This window comes from Nocardia sp. NPDC088792, from assembly GCF_044750615.1.
In the GTDB taxonomy this organism is placed as follows: domain Bacteria; phylum Actinomycetota; class Actinomycetes; order Mycobacteriales; family Mycobacteriaceae; genus Nocardia.
In genome coordinates this window covers 556,543-572,292 of record NZ_JBIVKC010000006.1, presented here as the reverse complement: position 1 = coordinate 572,292, position 15,750 = coordinate 556,543, and the positions used below count along the sequence as shown (strand labels likewise).

The following is a 15,750-nucleotide window of genomic DNA, read 5'->3' as shown; positions in this document are numbered from 1 at the left end:
CTTATCAATCGGGACCTAATGGGTGTTGTTCCGGGCCGATTCGTAGGCAATTCTTCTGGATGGAGATTCATTGCACCGGAGGGGCCTTCATTGGAAACCGCAGTACACCACGCGATCGCCGCCTTATCGGCGCGGGCACAGTTGCTGGATGCGGAGCTGGCCCCTGGGGCGAACCCGTTGGCCGACACTGTGATCCGGCCACTGACCCGCGCCCTGATCGGTGTCGGCGATACCGCACCCGCGGCACCGCCGGAGTCCGGAGAGCCTGCGGACCGGTTGTGGGAGCTGACCAAGGATGCCACTCGCCTGCTCGCGAACAATGATCTCCCGGAGTTGCGGGAAGCCGTTGCCGGGCTGCAGCATCTCTCCTGCGTATTCGCGGCCGATGAGCGGATCCTGAACAATCGGATCGCGGAACTGGCCGAGCTCCAAGGGAATTCACCGACCCGGATCGACGTCGCCCTCGACGGCCCGTACCTGGTGTCCAACTCCGAGAGCATCACCAATTGGCTCGGCGAGCCCATCCGCACTTTCCCGCAGATGGCGCTGTGCCGTTGCGGCGCTTCGGAAACGAAGCCGCTGTGCGATGGCAGCCACACCCGGGTGGGGTTCACCGGCGCGAAGGATCCCACGCGAGTGCCCGATCGGCTCGACACCTATCCGGGAATGACGGTGACGGTCACCGACAATCGCGGGTTGTGCGCGCACTCGGGATTCTGCACCGACCGGGCGCCGACGGCATTCCGGTCCGCCGCGGAGCCCTTCGTGGCGCCCACTGGCGCGCGCGCCGACGAGTTGCTGGCGGCGGTGCGGGCCTGCCCATCCGGTGCACTGGGCAGCCCGCAGGTCACTTTTCCCGAACGGCCCGCGGCCATCGAGGTTTCCAAGGACGGCCCCTATCGGGTCACCGGCAATGTGCCGCTGGACGGCGATGTGCCGCGCGAGCATTACAGCCTCTGCCGCTGCGGCCATTCCCGCAACAAGCCGTTCTGCAGCGGTATGCACTATTACGTCGGCTTCCAGGACCCGCCGATATCGGAGAATCCGAGCCTGTACGAGTGGGCCGGCGGCCTGCCCGCACTCACCCGGATGACCGAGATCTTCTACGGCAAATACGTTCCCCAGGACGAACTCCTGGCGCCGCTGTTCGCGCGCATGTCGCCCGACCATCCCGAGCGCGTGGCCGCCTGGCTCACCGAAACCTTCGGCGGGCCCACGCTTTACACCCAACAGTACGGCGGCTACGACCACATGGTCGCCGAGCACGCCGGAAAGGCGCTCACCGAGCAGTGGCGGGCCCGCTGGGCCCAGCTCATCTCCCGGGCCGCCGACGATGCGGGCCTGCCCACCGATCCCGAGTTCCGGGCCGCCTTCGCCGCGTATGTCGAATGGGGCTCGCGCATTGCCGTGGAGAATTCCCAGCCCGGCGCGAATCCGCCGCCGCACATGCCGGTGCCGCGCTGGTGGTGGGTCTGCAACGCCACCCCTGGTGCCCGGATATCCGCACTGGCCCCGAAGTCCGAGGTCGTGGTCGAAACCCCCGCCGCCGACCAACCTGTCGGTTTCACCGACCACATCAAGCCCCTCTTCCGCGAAATGGACCGCAAATCCATGAGTTTCGCCTTCGACCTGTGGTCACACGACGACGTCACCCAGCACGCCGAAGCCATCCTCGCCCGCCTGCGCCAGGGCAGCATGCCCTGCGACGGCGCTTGGCCCGCCGAACACATCGACACGTTCGCCCGCTGGATCGCCGAGGGCACCCGCGCCTGAAGGTCCGCCGGACCGCATCCTCCGCGCTGAGTCGCATCCTGCCTGCTTATAGGCTGCCGGTATGACCCTCGAAGAGGTTGCGACCGAGCTTTACGGGGTGCTGCCCGCGCAGTTCGTCGCCGCGCGGAGTGAGCGGGTGCGGGAGGCCCGAGAGAGTGGGGACAAGACGCTGGCGGCTGCTATCGGCGGGTTGCGGCGGCCGACGGTGGCGGCCTGGGCGGTAAATGTGCTGGCTCGGGAGGCCGCCGAGGATGTGGAGGGGTTGCTCGGGCTCGGGGAGGCGTTGCGGGAGGCGCAACGGCGGCTGTCGGCCGAGGAACTGCGGGCGCTCAGCATCCGGCGGCAGCAGGTGATCAATGCGCTCACCCGCAAAGTCGGTGAGTTGGCCGCCGCTCATGGGCAGAGCCTCACCGAAGCGACGCGACGGGAGATCGGCAGCACCTTGCAGGCCGCCTTGGCCGAGCCGGTGGTAGCCGATCAGGTCCGGACCGGAACACTCAGCACCGCAGCCAGTTACGAGGGTTTCGGGCCTGCGGCACTGACCGCGGTTCCGGCCGCGCGGCGCACCGATTCCAGCGAAACCGACTCCGAGACTGCCGAATCGACGGCGGACTCGCGTCCGGACGGCGACATACCCGACACCGAGGCACCTGCTCCCGACCCGCAGCAGGAGGCGCGCCGGGAACTCGAAGACATTCTGTCCAGTATCGAATTCGCGCGCACCGCAACGACTTCCGCGAAATCAGAGCACGACAGCGCCGCCACGGCCTTGGCGGCAGCCGAATCCCGAATCGACGCCCTCCGTGCCGAGCTGGCCCACGCCCAGGATCAACGCCGCTTCGCGGTCGCCGCCGAACGCTCGACCCGGGACGCACTACGCCGCACTCGCCGGCACTTGGACGATCTCGAACGCCGCGCCGAGCGCATACGGAACGGTCTCTCCCCCAGTTGATACCGCGGCCCGGCGAGCAAACCGGCACGGTTCGATCGGCGGGTATCGGCCATGATCCGTGGACCAGTGCTAACACAACTCAAGCACTATCTGTCACAATACGTTTCGTGTCTCCTTCGGTTCGCGGCAACGATCCGGCTCCGGCCGGACCGCGGGCGGAAGTGAACTCGGGGGCTATGCGAGTCGCCTCGATTGTGCCGTGCTCGCCGACCACTGACATCACCCGAAGGTGGGTGATGGGTTGAACTTTCGACATGTCGACCATCCGATATCTGCATTCCCGCTTGACCGGCAGCCTCGGCACGCCGTGAAAGCGCGGTTGGTTTCGCTGGTCCTCGCGCGCCGATGCGACGGCGTCGGGGTCCGCGTTATGCCAAGCGGCGCCTGACAAGCCGCTTGGAGTCGGTAGTTAGTGGGAAAGAAGGCGAAGTCATGGTCTCGCACGGGAATATCGACAGTTTCGCGAATATGTTGTTCGGCGATCGGCGCCTCGCGGCTCAGCGGTACCACAGGGTGTTCAGCGAGGACATATACGACCAGGACTGGTGGACCGCCACCCAGGATCCCGGCAAGCGAGCCTACGAGCGGTACCTGCGACTGCTGCCTCGCCTGTCGGCCGTGGAGACCGCCTCGAACCTGCGTGAGCTGGTCACACTGCACGAGCAGGCCACCGTTGTCGACCCGCATCTCGGTGCGCTGCTCACGGTGCAGGTGAACCTGGTGCTCGGCACCTTGCTCGAGCAGAAGTCACCCGCCGGTGAGGTGGCCGCGCTACTGACCGAGCTACTCGAGGGTCGCGCCGTCGGCGCCTACGTGCTCACCGAAGTCGGCCACGGCAGCGATCTGAACAATCTCGAAACCACCGCGGAGTTCGACCCGGCCGACGGCGGCGGATTCATCCTGCACACGCCGACCGATACCGCGATCAAGTTCATGCCGACCACCGCGCCGCCGCCCGTACCGGGTGTCTCACGGTTCGGCATAGTCTTCGCCCGGCTCGTCGTGGCAGGCGTGAGCCGCGGCGTTTATCCGTTCCTGGTACGGCTCGTGGATGCCGACGGGCAGGTTCGGCCCGGTATCACCATCCGGCGCCTGCCCGAAAAGCCCGGCCTGGGTATGGACAACGCGTTGACCCGCTTCGATCATGTGCGCTTGACCCGCGAATGCCTGTTGTCGCACACCGGAACCCGAATCGACGAGGACGGCACAGTGTCCTCGCCGATCCCGCGGGACAATCAGGTGTGGCGCGCGATCAGCCGGGTGCGGGTCGGACGGCTGTGTATTTCCGCCATGGCCGCAGCCGTTTCCCGGGCCGCCTTGTCCATTGCGGTGCGGCACTCCGCGCAGCGAGATATCGCCAGCATGGCCGGTGGTCGCGTCAAGTTGCTGGATGTCCCGGCGCATCACGCGCGGCTGCTGGACGCGGTGGCGGATACCTATATCGTCAGCGCGGCAGTGGAAACCGCCATCGATGCCTTCACCGACGGTATCGGCGAGCACATCGACGAGCAGGGGCCCGAACTCACCGACCTGGTGGCGCTGACGAAGTACTTCGCCACCTCCACGGCGCTGCAGGTTTCCAATGAGGTGCGCGATCGGCTGGGTGCGCAAGGCACGTTCGCGCACAACAAGATCGTGGAGTACCGCGCCCTGCGGGATGCCGCGGCCACCGCCGAGGGTGACAGCTACGTCATCGGCCTATTGGCCGCCTACCGCCGGCTGTCCGCACCGGACGAGTGGACAGCGAGTGCTCGGGACGACCTCGGCCCCTGCGATATCGACACGCCCGCCGACTGGCTGGTCTGGCTCGGCGCCCGCGCGGATTACCTGCAGCACACCACGCTCGAGATCTACGCCAAGAGCACCGGTGACCGCCAGACACGCTGGGACAGCGTCTACGACGTCGCCCTGGCCGCGGCCGATGCGCAACTCGCCTACCGCGCCGCGCGAACCATGGCCGACCGCGCGAGCCGGCTACCCAGCGGGCCCCGCGAGGTGGCGGAGCAGGTGCTCACGCTCTTCGCCGTCAATCAGTGCCACACGCACGGTGCGGATCTGCTGCCGGATGGACCGTTCCCCAAGACATCTCGATCATTGCGAGACATGCGTAGCCGGCTGCACGAACTGCTGGCTCCGCATCTGACCGAACTCGTCGAAGCGTTCGAGCTCGGATCCGGATCCCTGCACACGGTGTACGACTCGGACACCTACGTGGCGCAATGCGCGAACGCTCTCCGGCTCAGCGCCTGAAACCGACACTGGGCCATACCGATTCACGCCGGAGTCGACTGCCGGCGTGAATCGGCCTCGGGATGCCGGAGCGGCACCCCGAGGCGCCCCCGTCAGAACAGGAACCGCGAGGGCCGGAAGATCACCGGGAGCATTGCCAGGGATCGATGGAAGGGTCCTGGCCGCCAGGTCAATTGGTCGACGGGGCAAGCCACCCGAATCTCGGGCAACGCGTCGAAGAGCTGGTCGATGGCGTAATGCGCGACCGAGTACGCGACATCCTGCGCGGGGCAGGCGTGCGGTCCGGTCCCCCATGCCAGGTGCGAATTGTTGCCGTTGTACTGCCCGGCGATCGAGGGGTCGTTGTTGCAGGCGGCCATGCTGGTGACCACCGGCTGATTGGCGGGCAGCCACACCCCGTCGACCCGGCTCGGCTGCGCCGGGTAGGTGATGCCGAAGTTCGCCAGCGGCGGATCCTTGAACAGCAACTCGTTCAACGCATCTCGCGTCGTCAAGGCCACTGCCCCGGAGAACCGATCGTCGGTGAGCATCAGTAGCAGCGTATTGGCGATGAGGTTCGTCAGCGGCTCGATCCCGGCGCCGTAGATCGTCACGAGTTGGTGGATGAGCTCCTCATCGGTCAGTGTCTCGGCGTGGTTCAGCAGCCGGGTGGTCACATCGTCGCCGGGATCGAGGCGCTTGAGCTTCACCAGTTCGGCGAGTGCGCCGACGAACAGCCGGTTGCCTTCGCCGGGGTCGTTGCCCTCGAACATCATCGCCATGCCCTGGGCCACCTGCTGCCCGATATCGGCGGGGCAACCGACCATGACGTTCAGATAGGCGAAGGTGACCGGGAGGGCGTACTGGCTGATCAGATCGGCCTCCCCGTCCTGGCAGAAGGTGTTGATCTGCGGGATCGCCATCTGCTCGATCTCGAGGTGAATGTCGTACAGATTGATGCCGTCGATGCTGTCCACACTGGCCTTGCGGTAACGCGTATGAGCCAGACCCGCACTGCGCAGCGCGTTCGGGCGGTACTGCAGCATCGGCAGCACCGGACAGTCCGCGGGTATGTCCTTCTCCCAGATACGCGGATCGGCTCGGAACCGCTCGGGATCATTGTTGATCTGTACCGCGGTGCGATAGCCGATCACCAATGTGGCCGGAATACCGGGCGATAGTTCCACCGGGACAAGCGAACCGAACCTCCGCCGCATGGCGGCGTAGAAGCCGTGCGGGTCGGCGGCGAATTCGGGTGCGTACAGTGGGACCGGGGCGGGCTGGGGGGCAGCGGGCGGCGGCGCAGCATTCCAGCCCACGAACGACGAGGGATTATCGGGTGTTGTCAACGGTGCGACTCCAGGTATGAGTTCACGGAAAACGTTCCTGCCGACGAACGATGTGGATCCGCCCGCGTGCCACGAGGACAGCGCAATCGTCGGCCCCGACCGACACTGACGCCGAGAGGTTCGCACCCAGCAGGCTCCACGCTGCCAAATCATACGCACGGAACTCACCCGCCGAAGGAGAGCTCAAGCGCCCGAATGCAATTCACAGGGCACTTGGTAGTGGGCCTGCTTGTTCGACAGAATCTCCGCAGGGCGGAGCACGTAAGGGCCGGAGTTTTCCCACTTGGATCGCCCCGGATCAGGATATGGATCTGTTCGTGCCACCACACCTTCCACAAGCTCAGCGAAAGCGCCACACTATGAGTGGCAGCACAGCGCTCCACGCCCCTCACATTGATCGTATTACGTTGGGGTGCACTATCTTTCACATTCCTCACCGATGCCTGCAATCCCGCCCCCGGCATTGCTCGCGACTGGTCGACAGTCCAGAAAAGAGAAGGCCATGACCACCGATGTCTCCGCACTGATCGCGTTGACCGAAACCCGGCACACTCATTGTGATGACCCCGCCCCGATGTTCGACTCGGCAGCCGAGGCCGAACTCGTGCGTCGCGTTCATGCCGGGCACGGCCCGGGCTGTGTGCAGAGCGCGGCAGCGAAAGCATTCTGCGACGCTTTTCGAACGGCTTGATCGGCGTCGGTTACATAGTGGAATTCCGCAATCCCGACAAATATCGCCCTGGAGTCGGTTGCGCCCGAATAGCGTCCGGGAATGGGTTATCCGTGGTTCTGGGAGATGGCCAGGTAGGCGGTGCTCCAGAGTTGGGCTGCGTCGGATTCGGTGACGTCGGCGCCGGTGGCGCCGAAGGGGTCGGGGTGGTAGCCGGTGGGGTCGTGGTGCCAGCTCCAGAGTTCGGAGTTTTCCATGGATGCGGTCGCGTTGATGGCCTGCCACAGGGTTTTCTGGGCGGTTTGGAGGTGGGTGCGCACCGAGGTGGGGAGGTCGGTGCGGGCGAGTTGGCGTTGGAGGCCGCGGGCCAGGGCTGCTTGGACCCAGGACCAGATGACGGTGCCGTGGTAGTCGTGGGTGGTGAATTCCGGTTGCAGGGCAGGGGCGAAGGCCGGGTTGGCTACTACCGGGCCTACCGGGGTCATCAGGCCCAGGGGGAAGGGGCGCGTCATGGTGGTGACTGCGCGGTCGAGGGCCTCGGGGGTGGGGAGGTCGAGTAGGAGGGCGTAGGTGTCGTCGGAGTGCATGATGGGGATCGGGGCGCCGATGGCGTCCAGGGCGATCCCGGGGAAGGAAACCGGGGTAGAACCCAGGGCCGTTGATGCGTCTTGCGGTGGGACACCGGCCTTTTCGGCGTAACTCGTGATGGCCTCGCCGGCGCGGGCGTTGTCGACCGTAACCGTGAACAGTGGAGGCGCCTCCGCCCGCCAGACTTTGGCCGAGGTGGCGCATTCGGACAGGCCCTGGCGGTCCTCCGGGGTCAGGAAGGGATCGAGGACCTTGCTGTCGAGGAGTCGCTGGGCCGCGGTCAAGGCCGCGGGCACCAGGATTGCGTTGACGTCGTAGGGATAGTGGCCGCCGCCCAGGCCGTTGTTGCTGTCTCGCCATTCGCCTGCGGGGTGGCCCGGTTGGAGGCCGATCAGGTTGGGGTAGCGGGGATCGTGGGTGAAGGCGGCGGCGCTCGAGACGACCAGGCGCAGGTTCCGGACCAGCGCGGCGCCGTTCGAGCCGGAGCGCAGGAACTCCCCGGCGCGCGACTTGCCGTTGGGATCGTCGAGCAGATAGGCGGCGATGACCGGGGCGAGAAGGTAGCTCTCGTCGATCATGCCGTAGTCGAAAACCGGTGCGTCGCCGAGTGTTCCGTTCTGCTTCAGGTGGGTGAGGATCGCGTATTCGGAGATCGCCTCCTCGTGGGCCACTTCGCCGCCGGGGCCGAGCCTGGACAGCACCGAGCGCAGCCCGGCCGCGGTGGCCTCCGGTGCGAGCACCGGCATCAGCAGCATCAGCGAGATGAGGGTGTCGCGGCCGAAATAGGTGTCGAAATGCCAGGATCCGGCGAGGAACTTCTCGCGATAGCTGAGGAAGGTGAGAGTGTCTCGGGCGCTGGGGATATCGCGCTCGGCCCCATTGAGCAGGGCGGCGCCGGTGAGAGGCGTCAGTTCGGCGTCACCGGTCAAGGCGGTCGCGTGCACTCGGATTCGGCCGTCCTGCCCGGCGGTGATCGTGCCCGGCGCGGCCACCGTGCCGTCGACGACCTGCAGGTTGAGCCGATATCCGGGCGCCCCGTCGAGGCGGTCCCGCGCCCAGGTGACGGTCCCGTCCGCGACCGTGGGCCCGACCGCCACCTGTGCCGGCACGGTCCCGTCCTGGTCGTAATCACGCAACACCCGCACATTGGAGAGGACCGCCTGCCGCACGGTCAGCGCGGGGGCGGCCAGCGACGCCGTGAATTCGATGCCGTGCAACGCCCGCCCGCGCTCATCCGCGGCAGTGACCTTCCGAGGCGGTGTATCGACCATCCATTGCGCCTGCCCGGCAGTGGGCTGGAACCACAGCCCGGTCCCGCTGTTCCCCGCCGGAAACACGACCAGCAGTCGCGGGTTCGGCCCGGCCCGCAGCACCAGGTGCGCGGCGGTGCTCCCGTCGCGCAGGAAGTAGTTCACGTTCGTTCCTTCTTGGACCTCGAAGTGAAACGACGTGTCCGGGTGCGGTGCCGTGCATCCCGCCGTGAACACCAGCGCCACCGCCGACGCCAGTGCAACCGTTGCCGCAAGAGATCTACCGAGCCAGTGCATCCCACGCCCTCCGTCGGTCACCCCCGGATCGATGATCCCTCGCCGCCGCCGGGAATCGGCCCGGTATGGGTGCACGTCGCGCCCGCCTGGTCGCTCACAGCTCGACTCGCTATGGTGCGGCGGTGAACACCGCAGAATTCGTCGATCGGGGCAGCACGATCATGGATCGGCTGTCGTCCACCCAGTCCGCGCCGCCGTGGCAGTTGGTGATCGGGACGGGTGTCGCCGCGCTGTTGCTGGTCGTTTTCCATCCGACGTGGCGGGTGCTGCGCAATGGGGTGACCATCGCGCACGAGGGCGGGCATGCCTTCACCGCCTTGCTGACCGGGCGGCGGCTGAACAGCATCCGATTGCATTCGGACACTTCCGGGGTCACCGTGTCGAGCGGAAAACCGTACGGCCTGGGCATGATTCTGACGACCGCGGCGGGCTATCCCGCGCCGGCGCTGCTGGGCCTGGCGTATGCGGCGCTGCTGGGCGCGCATCGCATCACCCTCATGTTGTGGCTGACCATCGTGCTGCTGGCGGTGCTGCTGCTGAAGGTCCGCAACTGGTACGGCCTGCTGTCGATCCTGGTGACCGGCGGCGTGGTGTTCGCGGTGTCCTGGCTCGGCTCGGATACCGTGCAAGCGGTGCTGGCCTATCTGGCAGCCTGGTTCCTGCTGCTGGCGGCGGTGCGCCCGGTCATCGAACTGCAGCGCAATCGACGATACGAACCGAACTCCGATGCCGATCAACTGGCGTATCTGACCCGGATCCCGGGACTGGTGTGGGTGCTGGCGTTCGGTGCGATTGCGCTGTGCTCGCTGGTCTTCGGCGCACGGCTGCTGCTGACCGACGTGTCCGGATTGTGTGTGCCGGCGTTCACGCACAGCACCTGCGCGGCGCCGTGAAGCTTCACGCACCTCAGGCCGAGATTGGCATCGCTGCAAGGGTTCTGGTGAACGGGGGTTACCATTCGCACTGCACCGTCCGGGTGATCGGGGACACCGGATTGCTCGGCTCGTGCCCACCGCAGGGCACCCCGGCGGGGGTTGATCGTTGTCGCAGGAGGGTTTCGGATGGATAGACCGGCGTGGGCTCCGGAGGGCGTGGATATGAGCCGGCCGAGCCCTGCTCGCATGTACGACGCCCTACTGGGCGGTTCGCACAACTTCGAGGTCGACCGGCAGGCCGCGGAGGCAGGTAAGGCGCTGGTGCCGGATCTGCCGCGACTGGCCCTGAGCAATCGCGCGTTCCTGCGGCGGGCCGTGCGTTTCCTGGTGGATTCGGGTGTCCGCCAGTTCCTCGACATCGGCTCGGGCATCCCGACCGCGGGCAATGTGCACGAGGTCGCGCAGGCGATCGATCCGGAGTGCCGGGTCCTCTACGCCGATATCGATCCGGTGGCGGTGGCGCACGCGCGCGCGATCCTGCGCGGCAACGACCGCGCCGCGGCCATCGAGGCCGACCTACGCGAGCCCGCGAACCTACTCGAGCAGGCCCGCGAGACCGGGATCATCGACTTCGAACAGCCGGTCGGTGTCCTGCTCATCGCGGTCCTGCACCTCATGGCCGATGAATTCGACCCGGTCGGCAAGGTCGACGCGCTCTACGACGCCGTACCCGTCGGCAGCCATGTCGCCATCTCCCACCTGACATCGGCCACCCGCCCGGATGATGCCGCGAAGCTGGTCGAGAATTCGGCGAATGTCAGCCGGATCGGTCTGCAGTTCCGGTCCCGACCGGCGATCACCGCCTTGTTCGGCAAGTGGGAGCTGATCGAGCCGGGGGTGGTGGAGTTACCGCTGTGGCACCCGGAATCCGATCGCGATCAGCACGAGGCGCCGGGCCGTTCGCTCGGGCTGGCCGGCATGGGCCGCAAGGTCTGACGGGCGCAGGGGTCAGGGGGTTCCGGTGGGTGCACACGAGCTGGCGGTCCGGTGGGCCGCCATGCTGGACGGCGCGGTAGCGCCGACGCTCACCAGGGACCAGGTGGAGGAGTTGCTGGACGGTTACGGGGAGCGTTTGATCGCGGCGGTGCGCGGCGCCGAGGACATGTCGGTGGCGCGCGAGGCCGCCGCGGCCCTGGTCGCCGCCAACTACCGGGATCCGCTCGCCGTGCACCGTTCGGTGCTGGTGCTGTGCAAGGACCTGGTCGAGAACGTCTGCCCGAATCCCTCGTGCGCGGAGTACGGACCGGTCCGCGAACGTGCCATCGAGCTGGCGGCCGAGTTCGCCGCCGAGTTCACCGCGGGATTGCGCAATGCCTCACTCGCAGAACAGGAGACGACGCTGGTCGCCGCGCTCACCGCGGCGCGCGAGGCCGAGGCCCGCAGGCAGTTGTCCGAGGCCCGGTTCCAGGCCATCTTCGAGGGCGCGTCGGTGGGCATCGGCACCGTCGACATCACCACCGGTCAGGTGGTCGATGTGAATCATGCGATGGCCGAAACCCTGGGCGTCCCAGCCGAACTCATGCCGGGACAGTCGGTGGCCGCGATTCTGGGCCCGGACAATATCGGCGAGGCGTTCGCGCTGATGCAGCGACTGCGCTCCGGCGAGATCGACCGCTTCCGGTTCGAGAGCGATCACGCCAAGCCGGACGGCACCCGCACCATCATCGACCTGTCCATGACGGTGGTCCGCGACAGTGAGGGCAACCCGCGCTTCCTGGTCGGCGTCACCGTGGATGTCACCGAACGCAAGCAGCTGGCCGATCAGCTCTGGTACGACGCGCACCACGATTCGCTCACCGGGCTGCCGAATCGTCTGCTGTTCTTCGACCGGCTGGCGGCGGCGAGCGGTCAGGTGGGCGTCTGCTATCTGGATCTGGACGGGTTCAAGGAGATCAACGACCGGCGCGGCCACACCGCCGGAGACCGGGTGCTCTGCGATGTCGCGCATCGGCTGCGCGCCGCACTGCCGCCCGACGAGACGGTGGCCCGGCTCGGCGGTGACGAGTTCATCGTGCTGGTCGAAAACTGTTCGGGCCAGGCGCAATTGGACTCGGTGGCGGATGCCCTGCTGGCCGCGTTGCGGCAGCCGTTCGATGTGGCGGGGTTGTCGGTGCATGTCGGCGCGAGCATCGGCACCGCACTGGTGGACACCCATTCCATCGCCATCGATGAACTCATGCACGCCGTGGACACCGCCATGTACCGGGACAAGGCGACCCGGCACGGCCGCTACACCATCCGGGACGGCAGCTAGATCACGAAGGGCACCAGCGCTTTCCGCTCCGCCGGGTAGTCGGTGAACTTCTCCCGGTACCACTTGTGGGTGGCGAAGGCGCGCGGCACCAGATTGCCGAAGGTGATGAGGAAGATGATCACGCCCGGCAACGCCCAGGTGAGGATGGCGAAACCGGCCCAGGCAATGAGTTCGCCCAGATAGGTGGGGCTGGTGACGAAGGTGAACCCGAGGCCGTACGGGATCTTGTATTCCGTTGCGCCCGGGTTGTTCCTGTCCCGTAGATTGCGCACGATCCGTTCCGAGCTGACCAGGAGCGCGTATCCGCTGAGATAGACGATCAGTCCGATGATGAACCGCGGATCGGTGAGCCAGCCGGTGCCGTAGTGCCCGAAGTAGTCGTGGCTGAACAGCGCGCCGTTGAGGTAACCGTGCATAGCGGTCACGAACATGCCCATGCCGAGGACGGAAACATTGAAACTGCTTCGTTTCCCAGGGACTTGGCGAATGGCGAGCGGGAAGAACCAGCCGCGATTGGCGTAGTGCAGGATCCAGATGGCCGCCAGCACCAGGGAAGTCGGCTCGAACCGGTCCGGGCCGGTCAGGTACGCGACCGCGAAGACCACGGTGGCCGGGATCTCCATCAGCCACCAGCCGAGTTTCGGGTTCAGGTTGAAGCCGAGCTTCGCGGTGGCGAAACGCCCGTACGGGCTCTGTCCGAAGAGCCCGCCGATCAGAACGAACGCGGCGAACGCGAACGCGATCGTCAGCACGGTGTCGTAGACGGTATTGCCGGTATACCAGTTCATTCACGGTCCTTCACAGCTAACAACTAGAACAGGTTCTACCATGGCGACCATGCCGACCGGTACCCTCTGCCGGGCGCGGCCGATAACCGACGGGGTAGTTTGACAGCACCCGGAGGGAGGCATAGGTGGGTGTGCAGGGCTGGGATGTGCTGGCGAAGTGGATGCCGTTCTTTCTCGAGGAGGACGAGGAGGCGTGGGATGCGGAGGGCGAATCCGGGCTCGGCTGGAATCCGCGCTTCATCCAGGTGCGGGACGAAGCCACCGGCCGCCATGTGCATTTCGCGCAGCAGGGCACCGAGATCGAGGTGCTCATCGCGGTTCCCGACGATGCCGCCGACGCCGACGAGTTGCTGATGGCCCTGCGCGCGCAGCCCGACGGCTGCTGGGATCCGGTGCCGCTGCCGCTGGAATCCGATGAGACAGCGCCGGATCCGCAGTGGCGGGCCATGCAGCGGGTGCATCAGCAGCCACAGATCGCCCGCGAGTGGAGCACGGGCTGGCGGCGCGGGGAATCCATCGATGTGCGGCGGGAGATCGCCGATTCGGTGGTGGCGGTGCTGCGCGACGGACTGGACATGGATTCCGACCGGTTGCGTTTCACTACTTGGAGCATGGACTCCCCCGGCACCGGCACCTTCGGCCTGCCCGCCGACCGGCCCAGCGAACGCCAGGCGCCCGTATGCTGCACGGACTGGGAGGATTTCGAGACGCGCCTGGCCTGGGCGCTCACCACCCTGCCCTGGGACGGCGTCATCAACCTCAGCACCCCGCACCCCGGACCCGATCCGTGCTTCGTCCAATTCCTGCACGGCAGACAGCTTTTCAACGAAGCCAGCGGCTGGGACGTCGCCGGGCTCGGCACCGGCGAATTCGACCGCCGCATGCGCGATCTGGGCTGGAGCTTCGCCCCGCACAGCGTGCCCGGCGGCGCGGCCCTCATCTGGGAGGGACCGATCGCCAAGGCGGGCTTCAATCCATCACTGCACGGCGCACCCCGCCGCACGGTATCGACCTTCACCGAGGTCTTCGCGGTGCGGCATCCCCAGGATCTGGTCTTCCGCGCCTTCCGCAACGGCCGTCGCCGCGATCCCGAACTCCGTTATCTGGATGTGGAACTCGGCGTGCCGCGCGATGTGCGCTGACTCAGAGTCGTTGTAGCCGGATGGGCAGGCCGTCCACCGGGTACGGGCCGGTGCCCGCGCCCAGCGGCGCCTCGTAGCCGTCCGGCACGCTCCAGCGATAGTTGAGCAGCATGCGGTGCAGGACCGATTTCACCGTCATGCCACCGAAATACATGCCGATGCACTTGTGCGCGCCGCCGCCGAACGGGGCCCACGCGTAGCGGTGCGCCTTGTCCTCCTGCCGGTCCGGCGAGAAGCGCTCCGGGTCGAAGACGTCCGGGTCCTTCCAGTTCCGCGGATTGCGCATCATGCTGTACGCGCCGAGCATGACGAGGGTGCCCTGCGGCACGTAGTAGCCGAGAATGTCGGTGTCGGCGATGGTTTCGCGGACCTGCTGAGCGACCGGCGCGTACAGCCGCAGCGTCTCCCGGAACGCCAGATCCAGCCCGGGCAGGCGATCCAGATCGTCGTAATCCAGCGATTCCCTACCCAGCGCAAGCGATTCCGCGCGCAGCCGCTCCTGCCATTCCGGATGCCGGGCGAGCTCGTAGACCAGCATGGAGATGCCGATGGTGCTGGTGTCGTGCGCGGCCATCATCACGAAGATCATGTGCGCGACGATGTCCTCGTCGGTGAAGTCCTCCTCGTTCGCACCGGCCCGGCACAGCACGCTGAACAGGTCCTTGCCGTCGCCCTCGCGCTTGTGCGGCAGTTCGCGGCGGAAGTACTCCTCCAGCAGACGCCGCCCGCGCAGCCCGCGCGCCCACACTCCGCCGGGCACGTTCGCCCGGACCAGCGCGGACCCGCCGTGTACCGCGTCCTCGAAGGCGTGCGAGAGCCGGGTGCCCTCGGGACCCAGTTCCGCGCCCGCGAACACCACGGTGGCCTGTTCCAGCAGTAGCTGTTTCACCCGGTCGTAGAGGCGGAATCCGGCGCCCGGCTGCCATTCCGCGATGCCGCGCGCCAGTTGCGGGGTGGTGAGGTCGAGGTATCCGACCAGGCTGGGCCGCCCGAAGACCTGCTGCAGGATGCGGCGGTGATGCATGTGATCGTCGAAGTCGCGCAGCAGGACTCCGCCGTGGAAGAACGGGCCGATGAGGAATTCCCAGCCGCGTTGCGCGGAGAACACCCGCTGCCGGTCCAGCAGGATGACCTCGGCGGCTTCGGGACTGCCGATGGCGACGATGCGCCGGCCGAACACGCCCATCCAGTTGATCGGCCCGTACCGCGCGTCGCGGACCCGGGAGAAGGCCAGTCCGTCACCGAGAGTGCTGAGCAGGTGGCCGATACCGGGCGGGCCGAAATCGCCCATGATCGGGCGTAATCCGCTGCCCGCGGGCGGCAGGGCCAGCGGCTCGCTGTGGACCGGATAGCGGCGGGCCACTCGCGCGGCGGCCTTTTGTGCGCGCAGGGTGGTCAGCGTGCGCAGGTGGCGGATGCGCTGCGAGCCGGATGCCCGAAGATCGCCGGGCGCAAGGAGATTCATCGTCGGTCTCCCTTCGAGATTCCTTCAACCGTATCGGAAACAAACGTTTCCGTAAATG

General features: G+C 66.9%; 12 protein-coding genes. 8 read left to right on the top strand and 4 right to left on the bottom strand.

From position 1 onward, the window contains the following. The first annotated feature begins 90 nt into the window (after window positions 1–90). From ACIP5Y_RS38865 to ACIP5Y_RS38855, 3 genes are all read left to right on the top strand, one after another. Window positions 91–1,773 (top strand): CDGSH iron-sulfur domain-containing protein, encoded by a 1,683-nt coding sequence (locus ACIP5Y_RS38865; RefSeq protein ID WP_400357713.1) that lies wholly within the window; start codon window positions 91–93, stop codon window positions 1,771–1,773. Between the two features lie 61 nt (window positions 1,774–1,834). Next, window positions 1,835–2,725, top strand: coding sequence for a hypothetical protein (locus ACIP5Y_RS38860; RefSeq protein WP_400357711.1), 891 nt, complete (start codon window positions 1,835–1,837; stop codon window positions 2,723–2,725). Between the two features lie 432 nt (window positions 2,726–3,157). Continuing rightward, window positions 3,158–4,975 (top strand): acyl-CoA dehydrogenase family protein, encoded by a 1,818-nt coding sequence (locus ACIP5Y_RS38855; RefSeq protein WP_400357709.1) that lies wholly within the window; start codon window positions 3,158–3,160, stop codon window positions 4,973–4,975. A 92-nt stretch (window positions 4,976–5,067) separates the two neighbouring features. On the opposite strand, the gene ACIP5Y_RS38850 is transcribed toward ACIP5Y_RS38855, so the two are convergent. Continuing rightward, window positions 5,068–6,303, bottom strand: a complete 1,236-nt coding sequence (locus tag ACIP5Y_RS38850; RefSeq protein WP_400357707.1) for a cytochrome P450 — start codon at window positions 6,301–6,303, stop codon at window positions 5,068–5,070. A 502-nt stretch (window positions 6,304–6,805) separates the two neighbouring features. Between ACIP5Y_RS38850 and ACIP5Y_RS38845 the strand changes: the two genes are divergently transcribed. After that, a complete protein-coding gene (locus ACIP5Y_RS38845) occupies window positions 6,806–6,994 on the top strand; it encodes a hypothetical protein (RefSeq protein WP_400357706.1) in 189 nt (62 codons plus the stop codon). 86 nt (window positions 6,995–7,080) lie between these two features. Here the strand turns inward: ACIP5Y_RS38845 and ACIP5Y_RS38840 are convergent, their stop codons facing one another. Further along, entirely contained in the window at window positions 7,081–8,976 is a 1,896-nt protein-coding gene (locus ACIP5Y_RS38840) for a hypothetical protein (RefSeq protein WP_400357704.1), read from the bottom strand. 254 nt (window positions 8,977–9,230) lie between these two features. Here ACIP5Y_RS38840 and ACIP5Y_RS38835 point away from each other — a divergent pair, with 254 nt between their 5' ends. The 3 genes from ACIP5Y_RS38835 to ACIP5Y_RS38825 all read left to right on the top strand — a co-directional run bounded on the left by ACIP5Y_RS38835 (window position 9,231) and on the right by ACIP5Y_RS38825 (window position 12,297). Beyond that, window positions 9,231–10,001, top strand: coding sequence for a M50 family metallopeptidase (locus ACIP5Y_RS38835; RefSeq protein WP_400357702.1), 771 nt, complete (start codon window positions 9,231–9,233; stop codon window positions 9,999–10,001). Window positions 10,002–10,169: 168 nt separating this feature from the next. Further along, the gene (locus tag ACIP5Y_RS38830) at window positions 10,170–10,979 is read left to right on the top strand and encodes an SAM-dependent methyltransferase (RefSeq protein ID WP_400357700.1); all 810 of its coding nucleotides are present in this window, start codon (window positions 10,170–10,172) and stop codon (window positions 10,977–10,979) included. A 25-nt stretch (window positions 10,980–11,004) separates the two neighbouring features. Beyond that, a complete protein-coding gene (locus ACIP5Y_RS38825; RefSeq protein WP_400357698.1) occupies window positions 11,005–12,297 on the top strand; it encodes a diguanylate cyclase domain-containing protein in 1,293 nt (430 codons plus the stop codon). Here ACIP5Y_RS38825 and ACIP5Y_RS38820 read toward each other — a convergent pair. After that, window positions 12,294–13,085 (bottom strand): 3-oxo-5-alpha-steroid 4-dehydrogenase, encoded by a 792-nt coding sequence (locus ACIP5Y_RS38820; protein ID WP_400357696.1) that lies wholly within the window; start codon window positions 13,083–13,085, stop codon window positions 12,294–12,296. The two genes, ACIP5Y_RS38825 and ACIP5Y_RS38820, sit on opposite strands and share 4 nt — an antisense overlap. Before the next feature lie 125 nt (window positions 13,086–13,210). On the opposite strand from ACIP5Y_RS38820, the gene ACIP5Y_RS38815 reads away from it, so the two are divergent. After that, window positions 13,211–14,227: a TY-Chap domain-containing protein gene (locus ACIP5Y_RS38815; RefSeq protein WP_400357694.1), complete on the top strand. Its 1,017-nt coding sequence runs from the start codon at window positions 13,211–13,213 to the stop codon at window positions 14,225–14,227. Window position 14,228: 1 nt separating this feature from the next. Here ACIP5Y_RS38815 and ACIP5Y_RS38810 read toward each other — a convergent pair whose 3' ends face one another. Further along, a complete protein-coding gene (locus tag ACIP5Y_RS38810) occupies window positions 14,229–15,692 on the bottom strand; it encodes a cytochrome P450 (RefSeq protein WP_400357692.1) in 1,464 nt (487 codons plus the stop codon). Window positions 15,693–15,750: the final 58 nt, after the last annotated feature.

Bases quoted from the DNA above. Each gene is read 5' to 3' on its own strand.
- ACIP5Y_RS38830 (WP_400357700.1), top strand. From the start codon at position 10,170: ATGGATAGACCGGCGTGGGCTCCGGAGGGCGTGGATATGAGCCGGCCG.
- ACIP5Y_RS38845 (WP_400357706.1), top strand. From the start codon at position 6,806: ATGACCACCGATGTCTCCGCACTGATCGCGTTGACCGAAACCCGGCAC.
- ACIP5Y_RS38855 (WP_400357709.1), top strand. From the start codon at position 3,158: ATGGTCTCGCACGGGAATATCGACAGTTTCGCGAATATGTTGTTCGGC.
- ACIP5Y_RS38860 (WP_400357711.1), top strand. From the start codon at position 1,835: ATGACCCTCGAAGAGGTTGCGACCGAGCTTTACGGGGTGCTGCCCGCG.
- ACIP5Y_RS38820 (WP_400357696.1), bottom strand. From the start codon at position 13,085: ATGAACTGGTATACCGGCAATACCGTCTACGACACCGTGCTGACGATC.
- ACIP5Y_RS38810 (WP_400357692.1), bottom strand. From the start codon at position 15,692: ATGAATCTCCTTGCGCCCGGCGATCTTCGGGCATCCGGCTCGCAGCGC.